General features: G+C 34.7%; 11 protein-coding genes. All 11 read left to right on the forward strand.

Features of this window, described 5'->3' with window-relative positions; all coding sequences use genetic code 11:
• The first annotated feature begins 11 nt into the window (after positions 1-11).
• The 11 genes from LO744_RS17940 (at position 12) to LO744_RS17990 (ending at position 15504) form a co-directional block, all read left to right on the forward strand.
• The gene (locus LO744_RS17940; RefSeq protein ID WP_191178190.1) at positions 12-1010 is read left to right on the forward strand and encodes a 2Fe-2S iron-sulfur cluster-binding protein; all 999 of its coding nucleotides are present in this window, start codon (positions 12-14) and stop codon (positions 1008-1010) included.
• Positions 1011-1092: 82 nt separating this feature from the next.
• The gene (gene nuoH / locus LO744_RS17945) at positions 1093-2157 is read left to right on the forward strand and encodes an NADH-quinone oxidoreductase subunit NuoH (protein WP_230672541.1); all 1065 of its coding nucleotides are present in this window, start codon (positions 1093-1095) and stop codon (positions 2155-2157) included.
• Positions 2158-2298: 141 nt separating this feature from the next.
• Complete coding sequence (locus LO744_RS17950) at positions 2299-2856, forward strand: NuoI/complex I 23 kDa subunit family protein (RefSeq protein ID WP_066680251.1); 558 nt, start codon at positions 2299-2301, stop codon at positions 2854-2856.
• The gene (locus tag LO744_RS17955) at positions 2856-3353 is read left to right on the forward strand and encodes an NADH-quinone oxidoreductase subunit J family protein (protein WP_230671842.1); all 498 of its coding nucleotides are present in this window, start codon (positions 2856-2858) and stop codon (positions 3351-3353) included. Before LO744_RS17950 ends, LO744_RS17955 begins: the two co-directional genes overlap by 1 nt.
• A gap of 4 nt (positions 3354-3357) precedes the next feature.
• The gene (gene nuoK / locus LO744_RS17960; protein WP_230671844.1) at positions 3358-3687 is read left to right on the forward strand and encodes an NADH-quinone oxidoreductase subunit NuoK; all 330 of its coding nucleotides are present in this window, start codon (positions 3358-3360) and stop codon (positions 3685-3687) included.
• A gap of 2 nt (positions 3688-3689) precedes the next feature.
• A complete protein-coding gene (nuoL, locus tag LO744_RS17965) occupies positions 3690-5603 on the forward strand; it encodes an NADH-quinone oxidoreductase subunit L (protein ID WP_230671845.1) in 1914 nt (637 codons plus the stop codon).
• Positions 5603-7096, forward strand: coding sequence for a complex I subunit 4 family protein (locus LO744_RS17970; protein WP_230671847.1), 1494 nt, complete (start codon positions 5603-5605; stop codon positions 7094-7096). Before nuoL ends, LO744_RS17970 begins: the two co-directional genes overlap by 1 nt.
• A 126-nt stretch (positions 7097-7222) precedes the next feature.
• Complete coding sequence (locus LO744_RS17975; protein ID WP_230671849.1) at positions 7223-8608, forward strand: NADH-quinone oxidoreductase subunit N; 1386 nt, start codon at positions 7223-7225, stop codon at positions 8606-8608.
• Positions 8609-8776: 168 nt separating this feature from the next.
• Positions 8777-9883 (forward strand): agmatine deiminase family protein, encoded by a 1107-nt coding sequence (locus tag LO744_RS17980; RefSeq protein ID WP_230671851.1) that lies wholly within the window; start codon positions 8777-8779, stop codon positions 9881-9883.
• A 509-nt stretch (positions 9884-10392) separates the two neighbouring features.
• On the forward strand, positions 10393-12051 hold the full coding sequence (locus tag LO744_RS17985; protein ID WP_230671853.1) for a T9SS type A sorting domain-containing protein: 1659 nt from the start codon (positions 10393-10395) through the stop codon (positions 12049-12051).
• Positions 12052-12057: 6 nt separating this feature from the next.
• Positions 12058-15504, forward strand: coding sequence for a hypothetical protein (locus LO744_RS17990; RefSeq protein ID WP_230671855.1), 3447 nt, complete (start codon positions 12058-12060; stop codon positions 15502-15504).
• Positions 15505-15508: the final 4 nt, after the last annotated feature.

Genomic DNA, 15508 nt, shown 5'->3' on the forward strand with positions numbered 1-15508 from the left:
AAAATATAATTATGAGCGAAGAGGTTAAAAAATTCAAAATAACGATAGACGGACAAACTGCTGAAGTTTTGCCCGGGACTTCTATTTTGGAAGCTGCAAGACAAATCGGTGGGAAGTCTGTTCCTCCGGCAATGTGTTACTACAGCAAATTGGAAACCAGTGGTGGAAGATGTAGAACGTGTTTGGTAGAGGTTTCTAAAGGATCAGAAGCAGACCCGCGTCCTATGCCAAAATTGGTAGCAAGTTGCAGAACCAATGTGATGGACGGAATGGAGGTGAAAAACCTTTCTTCTGAAAAAGCTCAGGAAGGTAGAAAAGCGGTTACCGAATTTTTATTGGTAAACCACCCGTTAGATTGCCCAGTTTGTGATCAGGCAGGTGAATGTCACCTTCAGGATTTGGGTTACGAGCACGGAAATCTTGAAACCAGAACTGAGTTTGAAAGAAATACGTACGAAGCTGACGATTTAGGTCCACATATCAAGTTGAATATGAACCGTTGTATCTTATGTGCAAGATGCGTTTTGGCGGCCAATCAATTGACAGGTGAAAGGGAACACGGAATCCTTTTCAGAGGAGATCACGCTGAAATTTCTACCTATTTAAATAAAGCTTTAGATAATGATTTCATCGGAAACGTAATCGACGTTTGTCCTGTAGGAGCATTAACAGACAGAACAGCTCGTTTTACAAGCAGAGTGTGGTTTACAAAACCAATGAATGGTTCTTGCAAATGTGATAAGTGTTCTGGAAAAGCAACAGTTTATTTGAAAGGTGACGAAGTTGTAAGAGTAACTGCTAGAAAAGATCAGTGGGGAGAAGTGGAAGAATTCATTTGTGATACTTGTCGTTTCGAAAGAAAATCTCTTTCAGACTGGAACATTGAAGGACCAAGACATATCGACAGACATTCGGTAATTTCTTTAAATCATTACGAGAAGCCAAAAGACGAACTAAGAGTTTTAGACAATCCGATGGCTAAAGAAATCAGCGAAAAAGACGAAAAATAAAAATTTGAAAATTTATTAATTTGAAAATTTGAAAATGAGAGCAATCTCAAACTTCAATTCTCAAATTTCAAACTACTATAGAATGGATTTAATTACATTTAAATTAATACTTGTACTGGCACTTTTCCTGCTTTCGTTAACGATTGCAGCCTACTCTACTTGGGCAGAAAGAAAAGTTGCAGCCATTATGCAGGATAGAATCGGGCCAAACAGATCAGGACCTTTCGGTTTACTGCAACCTCTTGCAGATGGTGGTAAATTTTTCTTTAAAGAAGACTTTACACCAGCCAATGCCGAAAGATTTCTATTCGTATTGGGACCTGCATTGGTGATGTTTATTTCATTAATTACCGGAGCAGTTATTCCTTGGGGAAAAACGTTAAACTTGGGTGGAGTTTCTTATGATCTTCAGGTTGCCAACATCGATGTTGGGGTACTTTTCATCATCGGAATGGCTTCTATCGGAGTTTACGGGATTATGATCGGAGGCTGGGCTTCCAACAACAAGTATTCATTACTAGGTGCCATCAGAGCTTCTTCGCAGATGATTTCTTACGAATTGGCAATGGGATTGGCTTTACTTTCTATCATTATGATGGCAGGAAGTTTAGATTTAAAAGTAATTACGGAAAACCAAACTGAAGGAAAACTTTGGGGAATTATCCCTATCGGTTCTGGGATGAACTGGAATATTTTCTACCAACCATTAGCATTTTTAATCTTCTTTGTGGCAGCTTTGGCAGAAACCAACCGTCACCCTTTCGATTTACCAGAATGTGAATCTGAATTGGTAACAGGATATACAACCGAATATTCATCAATGAAATTAGGTTTATACATGTTTGGTGAATATGTGAATATGTTTATTTCTAATGCTTTCATGGTAGTACTTTTCTTCGGAGGATACAACTATCCAGGAATTGACTGGGTTACTGAAAACTGGGGAGAAAATGTAGCAGGTATTTTGAGTATCGTAGCATTCTTATCTAAAACCATTATCGGGATTTTAATCTTTATGTGGATCAGATGGACGTTACCAAGATTCAGATACGATCAATTGATGCACTTAGGATGGAAAACTTTAATTCCATTGGCATTAGTCAACCTAATGATTACAGGAGCTGTGATTTTAGCTTTTGGAAATTAAAAAGAGAATTTGAAAATTTGAGAATGAGAGAATTTGAAAATTTCTTTAACTCAGGTTTAAAAAAATAAAATAGTAAATAATTAAGATAACAGGCAAGATTAGTCTAAAATCTAATGTCTAACATCTAATATCTATAATTAAATGAAATTAACCAACAGATCAAAAGTTGTTTCAAATAAAGAGATGACCTTTTCTGAGAAAATCTACCTACCGGCGATTTTTAAAGGAATGGGGATTACTTTTAAGCATGCTGTGAGAACCGTTGTAAAACGTGCTCCCAATGTTTATTCTTATCCGGAAGTACAAAAGCCTAGAGCTGATATCTGGAGAGGTCAACATGTTTTGAAAAGAGATGAAGAAGGCAGAGAAAGATGTACAGCTTGCGGACTGTGTGCCGTAGCATGCCCTGCAGAAGCTATCACCATGACTGCTGCAGAAAGAACCAGAGAAGAAAAAGATCTTTACAGAGAAGAAAAATATGCATCGGTGTATGAAATCAATATGCTGAGATGTATTTTCTGCGGTATGTGTGAAGAAGCTTGCCCGAAATCTGCAATTTATCTTACAGACAGATTAGTAGATGTAGAAACCAACAGAGGTTCTTTTATTTACGGTAAAGATAAATTAGTTGAAAAAATAAATGAAAGGATTGATATCACAGAAAGACAATCCGAGAAACAAAAAAATGCGGTAAAATAATGGATCAGTTTTTATTTTTCTTGGTGGCGTTTTTAGCAGTAGCAAGTGCAGTTTACTTTGTATTTGCAAAAAATCCTTTGTATGCTATTTTGTCATTAATTGTTACAATGTTTTCTATTGCTGGAATGTATATTCTTCTGAATGCGCAGTTCCTGGCAATTATCCAAATCATCGTTTACGCAGGTGCTATCATGGTGCTTTTCCTTTATATCTTAATGATGCTTAATCTTAATAAGCAAGACGAAAGTAAGAAGAACAATACTTTAAAGTTTGTGGGAGTTTTTACAGCAGGTCTTCTTTTGATTGGTGTTTTAGGGGTTTTCAGAGGAGTGCAAGAAAATCATGTAGTGGTTGAGAACGTAGACAAAGGAGTAGGTCTTACAAAGAATCTGGGAAGACTTTTGTTTAATGACTATGTTTTGCCGTTTGAGCTTGCTTCAATCCTGATTTTAGCAGGTATTGTAGGTGCGGTATTAATCGGTAAAAAAGATTTATAAAATTATGGGAGAAGTAAATACATTTATGCAAAGCATCCCTCTAGAATATTTCATTACTCTTTGTTCAGTATTATTCTGTTTAGGAGTTTTGGGAGTATTGCTTAGAAAAAATGCGATTGTAATTTTAGGTTGTGTAGAGCTTATGCTTAATTCTGTAAACCTTTTATTGGCTGCATTTGCGGCATACAACGGGAACAGTGACGGACAGCTTTTGGTTTTCTTTATCATGGTAGTTGCCGCTGCAGAAGTAGCAGTTGGTTTAGCAATTATTGCGATGTTATATAGAAACACCCGTTCTGTAGATGTTAGTATATTTAATAAATTAAAAGGATAAGAATGGAGAATTTAATATATGCAATAATACTTTTACCACTTATAGGTTTTCTTATCAACGGGCTTTTCGGAAAAAATCTTCCTAAGATTGTAGTCGGAAGCTTGGCAACAGTTGCAGTTTTTGCACCTTTTTGTATAGCAGTAAGCTTATTTTTAAATTTCGATTCAGAAAGTCCTGCAGTTATTGTAAGAGCTTTCGAATGGTTTAGAGTAAACGGAATTCAAATCAACTTTGGTTTTCAGATTGATCAATTATCATTGATGATGGTCATGATTATCACAGGAATCGGATCGTTGATTCACCTCTACTCTATCGGATACATGAGTCACGATAAAGGTTTTTATAAGTTTTTTACTTACTTAAATCTTTTCATCTTCTCAATGTTACTCTTGGTAATGGGAAGTAATTATATGATTTTATTCATCGGTTGGGAAGGTGTAGGTCTTTGTTCTTACTTATTGATCGGATTCTGGTATACCAACGAAGAATACGGTAAAGCAGCAAGAAAAGCGTTCATCATGAACAGAATTGGTGACCTTGGTTTACTAATCGGTATTTTCATGATTGCGTCTCAGACCAACTCTGTAGATTATATTTCAGTAGCACAAAATGCTTCTAAATTTGAATTAGACGGAACCATTATCATCTTTATCACAGCCAGTTTATTTATCGGTGCTGTTGGTAAATCTGCTCAGGTTCCTTTATATACTTGGTTACCGGATGCGATGGCAGGTCCAACTCCTGTTTCTGCATTAATTCACGCGGCAACGATGGTTACGGCAGGTATTTATTTGGTGGTAAGATCAAACTTCTTATTCACTTTAGCTCCAACAGTACAAGACGGAATTTTATTAATCGGTTTCTTAACCGCTGCTTTGGCTGGTTTCTACGCACTGCGTCAGAACGATATCAAAAAAGTATTGGCATATTCTACAGTTTCACAACTTGGTTTTATGTTTATTGCTTTAGGTTTAGGAGCTTATTCTACAGCAATGTTCCACGTAATGACACACGCTTTCTTCAAAGCATTGTTATTCTTAGGAGCAGGTTCTGTAATTCACGCAATGAGCAACGAGCAGGATATGCGTTTTATGGGTGGACTTAAAAAAGTAATACCAATTACACACATTACTTTCTTAATCGGAACATTGGCAATTTCAGGTTTCCCTTTACTTTCGGGAATGATTTCTAAAGACGAAATTTTGGTTGCCGCTTTTGCTAAAAACCCTATCTACTGGGTAATGTTATTCATTTTAGCAGCAACAACCGCAGCATATATGTTCAGACTGTATTATTTGACTTTCCACGGAGAGTTCAGAGGTACAGAAGAGCAAAAACATCACTTACACGAAAGTCCGATGAACATGACGTTACCATTGATTGTTCTAGCGATTCTTTCAGTACTTGGAGGTTTTATTAATTTACCACACTTTATCGGTCACGGTCATTATGCTAAATTAATGGAATGGTTAAAACCAGTTTTAACTCCGGAAAGTTTCAAACAAATGGAAGCTACACTTTCAGGTGTTGATTTCAATACAGAAATGATTCTTTTAGGAGCAACAGTCTTAATGTTCTTCACGGTTTGGTTTATTGTTAAAAACATGTACGTTAACAAGAAGAAAATGGCTAAACCTGAAAATGAATATACAGGCTGGGAAAAATTGTCTGCTAAAAAATTATACGTTGATGAACTTTACAATGCATTAATCGTAAAAACTTTCGAAGGACTTGGACGTGGCGGAAAAATGTTTGATAAAGGCGTTTTAGACCGTTTCGTAGATTATATCGGAGAAGGTGCTGAAGACAGCGGTAAATCGATGAAGCGTATTCAAAACGGAAACGTTGAAAGCTATGTTTTGATTATGGCTTTAGCAGTGGGAATTATATTAATTGTTAACTTTATATTACAATAATGTCTTATTTACTATTAACATTATTACTTTTACCTCTTGTAGGTTCGGGATTAGTTTTTGCATGGAAGAACGCTTCTAGCAAATATTTGGCGCTGGGAATTGCTTTGATTCAGATGTTGCTTACATTTTACATCCTTTCGGATTTCAATTTTGAACCGACGGTGGATAGTGTTTTGCAATACGAGATCAAATATCCTTGGTCGCAGTTTATAAAAAGTAACCTTCACTTCGGAATCGATGGGATGAGTTTGCTTCTTTTATTGCTGACTAATATTCTTTCGCCGTTAATTATTTTATCATCTTTTAACGAAAACGTAAGCTACAAAAACTCTTTCTACGGATTAATTTTGCTAATGCAATTTGGTCTTGTAGGAGTATTTACAGCGTTAGACGGTTTGTTATTCTATATTTTCTGGGAAGTAACGTTGATACCAATCTGGTTTATTGCTGCTCTTTGGGGACAAGAAAACAAAAGAATGGAATTCACAACAAAATTCTTCGTGTATACCTTCGTAGGATCTTTGTTTATGTTGGCTGGTTTAATCTATGTCGGAATTCACTCAGCATCGTTTGATGTTACAGATTTGTATAATGCAGATTTAGGTGAAACGCAGCAGATTGTTGTATTCTGGTTTATCTTCTTTGCATTTGCAGTGAAACTTCCGGTTTTCCCTTTCCATACTTGGCAACCCGATACGTATACCTACTCTCCTACTCAGGGATCAATGCTTTTATCAGGAATTATGCTGAAAATGGCAATCTACGGAGTAATCAGATATTTGTTACCTATCACGCCGACTGCAATTTTTGGAATTTCAGGACAGATTGTAATTATCTTAGCCATTGTAGGAATTGTACACGGTGCTTTAATTGCGATTATCCAAACGGATATGAAGAGAATCATAGCTTATTCATCTTTCTCACACGTTGGATTGATGGTGGCTGGTATTTTCTCTTCCGCAGTAATTACTTTAAATGGAACTTTAAATATTGAAGGTGCTGAAGGAGCTTTGGTTCAAACTTTTGCTCACGGTATCAACGTTGCAGGTTTGTTCTATTGTGCAGATATTTTATACAAAAGATTCAAAACAAGAGATATCAGACAAATGGGAGGTTTGGCAAAAGTAGCCCCTAAATTTGCGGTATTATTCTTATTGATTATTTTAGGTTCAATGGGAGTTCCGTTAACCAATGGTTTTATTGGAGAATTTATCTTGATTAAATCTATTTTCGATTTTAATATTTTAGCTTCTATCATTGCAGGTTTAACGATCATTTTGGCAGCAGTGTATCTATTAAGATTTTACGGTAAAGCAATGTTTGGTGAAGGTAATGCAGAAGTTTTGAGCACCGCTAAAGATTTATCGGCAGTAGAGTTTTCAGTATTGGCAAGTATTGCCGTATTTGTAATCGTGTTTGGTATTTTCCCTCAACCGATTATCGATATGGTGGGAAGTTCATTGAAGTTTGTTTATTCATCAATGATTAATTAGAATCATAGGATTTAAAAATTTAAAGATTTAAAAATTGAGAGATTAGAAAATGAGAAATTAGAACTGAGATATTGAATCTCATATCTATCATCTCGCATCTATTATCTCGCATCTCAAATATAAATTATGAGTGTTTTAATTATTGTTTTCCTGACGGCAGTTGCTGCATTATTCTCGGGAGTTTTTGAAAAAGGAAAATTCGCAAGATACATTGGGATTTTTGGGTTAATCGTTGCATTATATGTAAGCTTTTTACCTGAAGCTTCTTTCTTCGAAAAATACAGATTGATGTATGAGTACGGAGCAAATACAGCTTTGTTTACAAAAATTTCTATTGTAACGACTTTGCTTTTATTCTTCCTTGGAGGTTTTGCATTCAGCAATCACAGAAACCATCAGTCAGAATTGTATGCATTAATGCTTTTTGCATTGTGTGGAGGTTTTGTATTGTTCGGATACCAAAATTTGGTGACTTTATTCTTAGGAGTTGAAATTTTGTCTATTCCGTTGTACGTAATGGCGGGAGCTAACAAAACCGACCTTAGGTCAAACGAAGCTTCATTAAAATATTTCCTGATGGGAGCATTTGCAACAGGTTTCTTATTATTAGGAATCGCATTCATCTACGGAAGCACAGGAACATTTGATTTATACAGAATTCACGATTTCAGCACGGTAAATCCTACCAACGGAATGTTTATTCTTGGAGTTGTATTGATGCTTTGTGCAATGGCATTTAAAGTAGCTTTAGCACCTTTCCACATGTGGAGTCCGGATGTTTACCAAGGTTCACCTTCGTTAATCACGGCTTTCATGGCAAGTGTAGTAAAAATCTCAGGATTTTACGCATTATTCAGATTAATGACGATTGGATTCTCTGGTGTTACTCACGAATGGATTAACATTTTAGGCGTATTCCTTATCATTACTTTATTATTGGCAAACGCAATGGGTCTTGCACAGACGAATGCTAAAAGAATGTTGGCGTACTCATCAGTTTCGCACGCAGGATATATAGGATTGGTATTCTTCGGAATGAATGCTCTTTCAACGTATACATTGGCATTTTATTTATTCGCTTATTCATTGTCTACAGTGGGAGTATTTATGTGCTTAATCTGGGTTGAAAAATTAAAAAGAGAAACTTCTTACGGAGCATTTAAAGGTTTGGCTAAATCTGAACCATTATTAGCAACCGTTGCAACTATCTCTTTGCTTTCAATGGCGGGAATTCCATTAACAGCAGGTTTTATGGGTAAATTCTCATTATTTGCTCAAGCGTTAAGCAAAGACAACAATGCGTTCTTAGTAATCGTAGCAGTTTTAGGTTCAGCAATTTCAATCGCTTATTATTTAAGATTAATTATCGCGATGTTCTTCTTCAAAGAATCTACATTTAAGACCAACGAAAAAGTAAGCATCACGTACAATATTGTTGCTGTATTTATTATAGTATCAATTATTGCATTGGGAGTTTTCCCTGATTTATTTGCTAAACAGTTTGGATTATAATCTGAATCAGTATATTTAAAATTTAAACCTTTCAATTTTTTTGGAAGGTTTTTTTGTGATTAAAAAGTAGATTTTAAACTAAATTTAGACTCACATATTTCAGAATAAACGAAGAACTTAAAACAGTCTCAATTTTTGGTGTATTTTTTGGAAAGAGATAATAAAAAGATGAAAAATTTAATAACCATCTTATGCATTGCTTTAAGCATCAATTTGACTATGGCACAAACGTATCATTTCCCTGAAGAATCAGGCGAACACGAAGGAACCTGGCTTCAGTGGCCTCATCAACACCAACACGGCATAACGTATAGAAACCGTGTAGAGCAAACTTGGGTAGACATGACAAAAGCTTTGCAAACCAACGAAAAAGTTCACATCATTGCTTATAATGAAACTGAAAAACAAAGAATCATCAACATTTTAGAAAAAGCAAAAGTTGCATTGAAGAATGTAGACTTTAAAATATATCCTACAGATGATGTTTGGATAAGAGATAATGGACCTATTTTCGTGAAAGATATTAACGGAAATATTTTAATTGAAAACTGGGGTTTCAACGGATGGGGTGAAAAATATGATTTTGAAAGATGCGATAAGATTCCTTCAAAAATTGGAAAAGATTTAGGCATAAAAGTAATTGAGCTTGGTGAAAAAATGGTCAATGAAGGCGGTTCCGTAGAGACTGATGGCAATGGCGTTTTGATGGCTTGCAAAAGTTCGGTAATCAGTCAGGAAAAAGAAGCGATAAGAAATCTTGGGATGACACAAGGTGAAGCCGAAGATATGTTCAAAAAATATTATGGGGTTTCTAAAGTCATTTGGCTAGACGGCGTTACTGGTCTTGATGTTACCGATATGCATATTGACGGATTCATGAAATTTGTCAATCACAATACCATGCTTACCATGAAAGACGACGACTTACTAGAATTAGGACTTTCTGAAAGCGATGTTGAAAAATTGTACTCTGCAACCAATACCAAAGGTAAAGAATATCAGAAAGTTTATGTTCCAGCAACCAAAAACAAAGTGAAAACGGCCTACGGAAAACAATTGGAAGACAAAGGTTCTTACGTTAATTATTACGTCGCCAACAAAGTTGTTTTAGTTCCGAATTATGGAGATGTAAATGATAAAATAGCCAATGCTATTATTCAAAAACAATATCCCGACAGAAAAGTCATCGGCATCGATGTAAGAAATCTCTACGAAAACGGAGGAATGATTCACTGTGTCACCCAACAACAACCTGCAGGTAAATTATTAAAGTGAAATTCAGTTACTTGTCTGATATTTAATCTAAAACCCTCTCTTCTTTAACACTTATGACTATATTGTTTAATAATGTAGAATAATAGATTCAGTTATAAAGTAAGATTTAATAATCTAAACCTTTCGAATAATTTGAAAGGTTTTTTTGATTTTTAAATAGTACTTTTTTCAAGACTCTTCAATTCCATGAAATATTAAAGTCAGCAGACACTTTGTCATTCTGTAGCGAGCTCAACATGCTAAAAAAAACAGTTTAGATTCCTACGGAAAGACAAATAATCCGCTAAAAATTAATTCATTACTGATTAATGCCATTCAAAATACTTTTATAATTGTACAATTAGGAAGAATAAAAACATCCAATATTTCACGTCAAGTTTTGTCGTACTATGAAATTATGTTTGCGAAATCAACATGAATCTTATCATATTAATTCTCATTAAAGAGATGATGTATAAAGTTTAAAAAAGTTAAATTCGCAAAAATAATAACCATTAAAAACGCAAATCATGAAAAAGCTCTACATGAGTGCATTTTTCGTATGCACAACGGCTGTACTGTATGCTCAGGATGTGGTATGGCAGAAAGATATTAAATCTTCTACTCAGGATTTTCTTTCACAAGTCACCACAACCATAGACCAACAGTATCTTATAACAGGAAGCTCTATTCAATCTAAAAAAATAACTTCGGATAATAAGCAGAACAACGGCTACGACTTTCATTTAATCAAACTGAATCAACAGGGTGAAGAAGTCTGGGAAAAGTATTTCTCAGGACAGAATCATGATTTTCTTTCAGCAACCGTTGCTACTCAGGAAGGTGGATTTCTTTTAGCAGGAACTTCTTTTTCAGGAAAAAGTTTAGACAAAAAAGATGCTTCAAAAGGAGGATCTGATATCTGGCTCATCAGAATCAATGAATTCGGAGATGAACTGTGGCAAAAAACTTTGGGAACAGCTCAGGATGAAGAAGCAAGATCAGTGATTCAGACTGCTGATTTTGGTTTTATGGTTGCTGGAAATGTTCAGAATGCAGCCAATGGATTCGGCTCGAAAGATGTGACCGTAACAAGACTTGATAAAAACGGAAAAGTACTTTCAGAAATAATCTTAGGCGGAAGAGGCCTCGATGAAGTGGAAAAGATGATTCCTACTCCAGATGGAGGAGCTTTGTTGGGAATTTACTCGAGAAGCGGAATTTCTAATATGAGTAATAAGCAATCGGTAATGGGTAATACCAATTCGAATGCAAAAGGAGACTCATCAGACATTACTAATTACTCATTACCAATTACTCATCCCAAGTCTACAGAAAACTTCGGGGAAGGCGATTATTGGATGATCAAACTCAGCAAGGACAATAAAGTAGAATGGGAAAAGAATTTTGGAGGTAAAGGTGATGATCATTTAAGAACCATGGTTTTTACTTCATCCGGATATATTATTGGTGGAGAATCGAGATCTGAAAAGTCAGGGGACAAAACCGTTGGCATTGAAGAAGGAACCGACGTTTGGTTGATTTCTTTAAACACAAAAGGTAACGAACAGTGGCAAAAATCCTACAATTTCAAGAACCGTGATATTCTGATGAGTATGAATGTAATCAACACCGGAAATGGTAGAAACACGAAAGGAGTTTTATTGGGTGGATACACTCAGGCAGAAGGAAGAATAGAAGCCGATGATGAGACCTTCTGGATGCTGTACATTGATAATGATGGCAATGAGCAGTGGCGAAAACATGTAAAAGGTGAATCTAGAAAGAAAGAGGAAAGGCTTTCTGATCTGAAGATGAATAAAGACGGTTCTATTGTTTTGGCAGGAACCAGTGCTGAAGAATTAGGTAAAGAGAACTGGAAGATTGTGAAATTGGGCGATCAACAAACTGATCAGTTGATAGAGAAACAGAATATTAAGATCTATCCTAATCCGGTATCAGACTACGCTTATGTAGAAATAGGATTTGACTCTTCGACAAGCTCAGAGCAAGGTTTTAAGGAAGCAGACATCACCCTTTATGATATGGGTGGAAGACAGCTTCAGAGCTTGAAAACAAAGAATAAGATTACAAAAATAAATACGCAAAATCTCATTCAAGGAGCTTATCTGATTGTGATAAAAACAGATACTAAGAAAACTGCGAATGCTAAATTGATCAAGAAATAAAAACATATGAGAAAAAACTTATCTATTATAATTGTATTTCTGTATTGCTATATATATTCTCAATCGCCAAGTATACCTCAGATTAAAACAGATTTACCCCAAATAATTACACCGTCTCCAACGGTGGCTGCATTAATGAAATTCGAAGAAGTACCTGTTAATAATTATACCGGTACTCCTGATATAAGTATTCCTCTGTTTTCGGTTTCAACTCATTCCAAAGATATTAATCTGGAGGTGGCGTTGAAATACCATCCGGCAAACGTAAAAGGAGATAATATAGCAGGGGAAGCTGGATTGGGATGGAGCTTATTATCGGGAGGAAGTATATCAAGAACAGTGAGAGGACTGCCGGACGAAATTTTTGTTCACGGCAATACTAATGGTACTATATCCTCTAAAATAGGTCTTTATCATGATAATATCATGGGAGATGATAATAACTATTACAATAATGACATCAGCGTTCTTTCTCAACTTGCATATAATTTTCCTAATAAAGCCAACAAGTTTTATTGGGAAACAATAGAAAAAGGCAAATTTGATACTGAACATGATCTATGGCAGTTTAATTTCATGGGGAATTCCGGTCGCTTTTATATAAAGAAAAATCAGTCGGGAATATTAGAAGTTGTACCTTTAAGTGATTATAGGGTAAAAATCACAAACCATTATTCTATGATTAACAACAATCCCTATGTACCGATTGGTTTTACTATTTATGATGAAAAAGGATATCAATATATATTTGATGTTTCTGAAACAACAAGTACCTCACAAGCTGTTGAAAACAGAAGTTTATATAATCCAAATTCTTCCATGTCTTCCAACACAGAATTTAGAAGCTCTTTTCAATTAAAAGAAATCAAGGATCCTAATAATAATCTTCTAATTCAATATGATTTTTATGATACAGAATTTATAGAGGTCAATAACAGCTCTAATTTTATTCAGAATTATTATCCTGACGGATACGAATATTACTCAAAATACAATTGTTTTAATGAAATTCAACCTTCGCAGCAAGTAGTCAACTCACTTTCACGTACTAAAGTAAAAAAAATAAAAAATATTATTGTAACTGATTATTCCAAAATATCAGTTGAATACGCAACAGACAGAAATGACTCGAATATACAATTAAACAATAAGGTAGTGAGAGTTAGCAAGATGATCTTCAAAGATTTTGGTGATAAAATTATCAAAAAAGTGAACTTCAACTATGGATATTCTAATGTCCTGAAAAATAGATTAATCTTAAAAGAGGTTGTTGAAGATTTTGGAATAAATACACAACCTTTAAAATATATCTTCTCATATAATGAGATCGATCAAAATCTGAATGGAACGATAGCTTTAGACTATTGGGGGAATTTTAACCTTGTTACCAATAACTGCAATTCTCAAAACCTATCCACCCTTAGGGTTCCAACACCACAAACCAGCAATCTAGATTTACTAAATAAAGTGCAATATCCTACAGGAGGTTCTTCTATTTTTGTTTTTGAAAGCAATACTTATTCATATATAGGTGATGAGCCTGTTACTGATTTTAAGGAAAATACTTTAAATGAGTTTTTTTTAGATTCTGATTATAAATCTTTCAACAACTCATCTTTTCAGTTTCTTCCTGTTCATTCAAAAGATAGAAGAGCAATATTGAAAACAGATATTTTACTTCCTGAAGATCCTAACAGCTGGAATAGAAGTATTGGTTTATTTAAAGTTATCAATGGTCAATATAATTTAGTTGCTAATATTTTTTGTGTAGAGCCAAACAACGACTGCTGTAAGGAAATTATATTAGAAAAAAATATACAGTATGCTGTAAAAAGATTAAGCCTGAATTTAAACTATACGGGTACAGATCATTTAAGTATTGATTATTACACAGCAACAGATGATGAAAAAAAATATTTATTTGGAGGCGGAAATAGAATTTCCAAAATAGGATATTTTTCAAATAGTTCAAACGACTTATACAACAATTACGTAAGCAACACTGTAATCCCAGAAAAAGAAAAAAAATATAATTACAATTGGTTGGGCGATAGTAATAAGAGTAGTGGTTCTTTATCATTTATCAAACCGGTTTTCAGTTATTCAAGGCAAACAAAAATAAGTACTGTGTGTACGGAGCCGCCTTTCTTAAGTGGACAGGCACTTGGTGCAACTATCGATTTCATCACAACAACAACATTGAATAATACCCCTCTAATTAACACCCATGGTTCTGATGTGGGCTATAAATATGTAACAGTCTTTGAAACAGGAAAAGGTAAAGTAGAGCAGGAATATACTTCACCGATAGATTATCCTGAAGAAATTTCAATAGCAAATACAAGACCCTTCATTCCCAGTAAAAATATTGATTATAAAAGAGGGCTTTTAGAAAAGGAAACTATTTTTGATAATCTATTAAGACCACTATCCGAAAAGACTTTTAGCTATGAATTTGATCATTACGAGCAGCTATATGGTTACCGCTTTTACAGGGCAGACGGAGCAGGATTTGACGGAAGCTATTTCAATACATATGATGCATATGAGATAGCCTTACAACAAGGTAATATTTCACTTCCCTTTGGTGGTGGAAATACTTTTTCAACTCAAAATCTGGCGGGATATCCTCTTGAATACATGCAAAACATAGCTTTAATTGATGCTTTTGGCTGGGCAAAACTAATGTCTACAAAAACGGAAAATTATTTCTATGAAAACGGATCCCAAAGAATTTTAGAAAAAAATGAATCGTTTGAATATAATACCTTAAATAAACAAATTTCTCAGCATATCGCAATGACAGAAGATGGAAGTATACTTAAAACCAAGTATTTTTATCATTCAGGAGACTCACCTTATTCACAAAACAGAATCTCTGAAATAGAGAAAATAGAAAACTATAAGGATGGAAAATTACTGGATACAAAAAAAATAAACTACAGCAACAGTTGGACTGGAAATGCTTCTTATTTTCCAAATCAGATACAATCTTCTTTTGGGAATACAGCTTTAGAAACACAATTGATTTTTGACCAATATGATACAAAAGGTAATATTCTGCAATACACCACAAAAGACGGTATTCCTACAACAATCATTTGGGGCTATAATTCAACTCAACCTATTGCTAAAATTGTAGATTATCCATATGCTTTAGTAAACGGTTTAGCCACCGATATTATCACAGCTTCTGATGCTGATGCTTTAAATCCTTCAAATGAGACAGCATTGATAACTGCTTTGAATAATTTCCGTAATCTCCTGCAGCTAAAAGAGTTTCAAATTACCACTTACACCTATGATCCATTGATTGGAGTAACAAGCATTACCCCACCATCAGGTATTAGAGAAGTATATTTATATGATTCTGCTAATCGCTTAAAAGAAATCAGACAGGATAATGCAGCGGGTAAACTATTGAAAGAATTTAAATACAACTACAAACAATAAAAAC

Origin of the sequence: Chryseobacterium turcicum, from assembly GCF_021010565.1 — a bacterium.
GTDB classification, from domain to species: domain Bacteria; phylum Bacteroidota; class Bacteroidia; order Flavobacteriales; family Weeksellaceae; genus Chryseobacterium; species Chryseobacterium turcicum.

Bases quoted from the DNA above. Each gene is read 5' to 3' on its own strand.
- LO744_RS17940 (WP_191178190.1), top strand. From the start codon at position 12: ATGAGCGAAGAGGTTAAAAAATTCAAAATAACGATAGACGGACAAACT.
- nuoH (WP_230672541.1), top strand. From the start codon at position 1,093: ATGGATTTAATTACATTTAAATTAATACTTGTACTGGCACTTTTCCTG.
- LO744_RS17950 (WP_066680251.1), top strand. From the start codon at position 2,299: ATGAAATTAACCAACAGATCAAAAGTTGTTTCAAATAAAGAGATGACC.
- LO744_RS17955 (WP_230671842.1), top strand. From the start codon at position 2,856: ATGGATCAGTTTTTATTTTTCTTGGTGGCGTTTTTAGCAGTAGCAAGT.
- nuoK (WP_230671844.1), top strand. From the start codon at position 3,358: ATGGGAGAAGTAAATACATTTATGCAAAGCATCCCTCTAGAATATTTC.
- nuoL (WP_230671845.1), top strand. From the start codon at position 3,690: ATGGAGAATTTAATATATGCAATAATACTTTTACCACTTATAGGTTTT.
- LO744_RS17970 (WP_230671847.1), top strand. From the start codon at position 5,603: ATGTCTTATTTACTATTAACATTATTACTTTTACCTCTTGTAGGTTCG.
- LO744_RS17975 (WP_230671849.1), top strand. From the start codon at position 7,223: ATGAGTGTTTTAATTATTGTTTTCCTGACGGCAGTTGCTGCATTATTC.
- LO744_RS17980 (WP_230671851.1), top strand. From the start codon at position 8,777: ATGAAAAATTTAATAACCATCTTATGCATTGCTTTAAGCATCAATTTG.
- LO744_RS17985 (WP_230671853.1), top strand. From the start codon at position 10,393: ATGAAAAAGCTCTACATGAGTGCATTTTTCGTATGCACAACGGCTGTA.
- LO744_RS17990 (WP_230671855.1), top strand. From the start codon at position 12,058: ATGAGAAAAAACTTATCTATTATAATTGTATTTCTGTATTGCTATATA.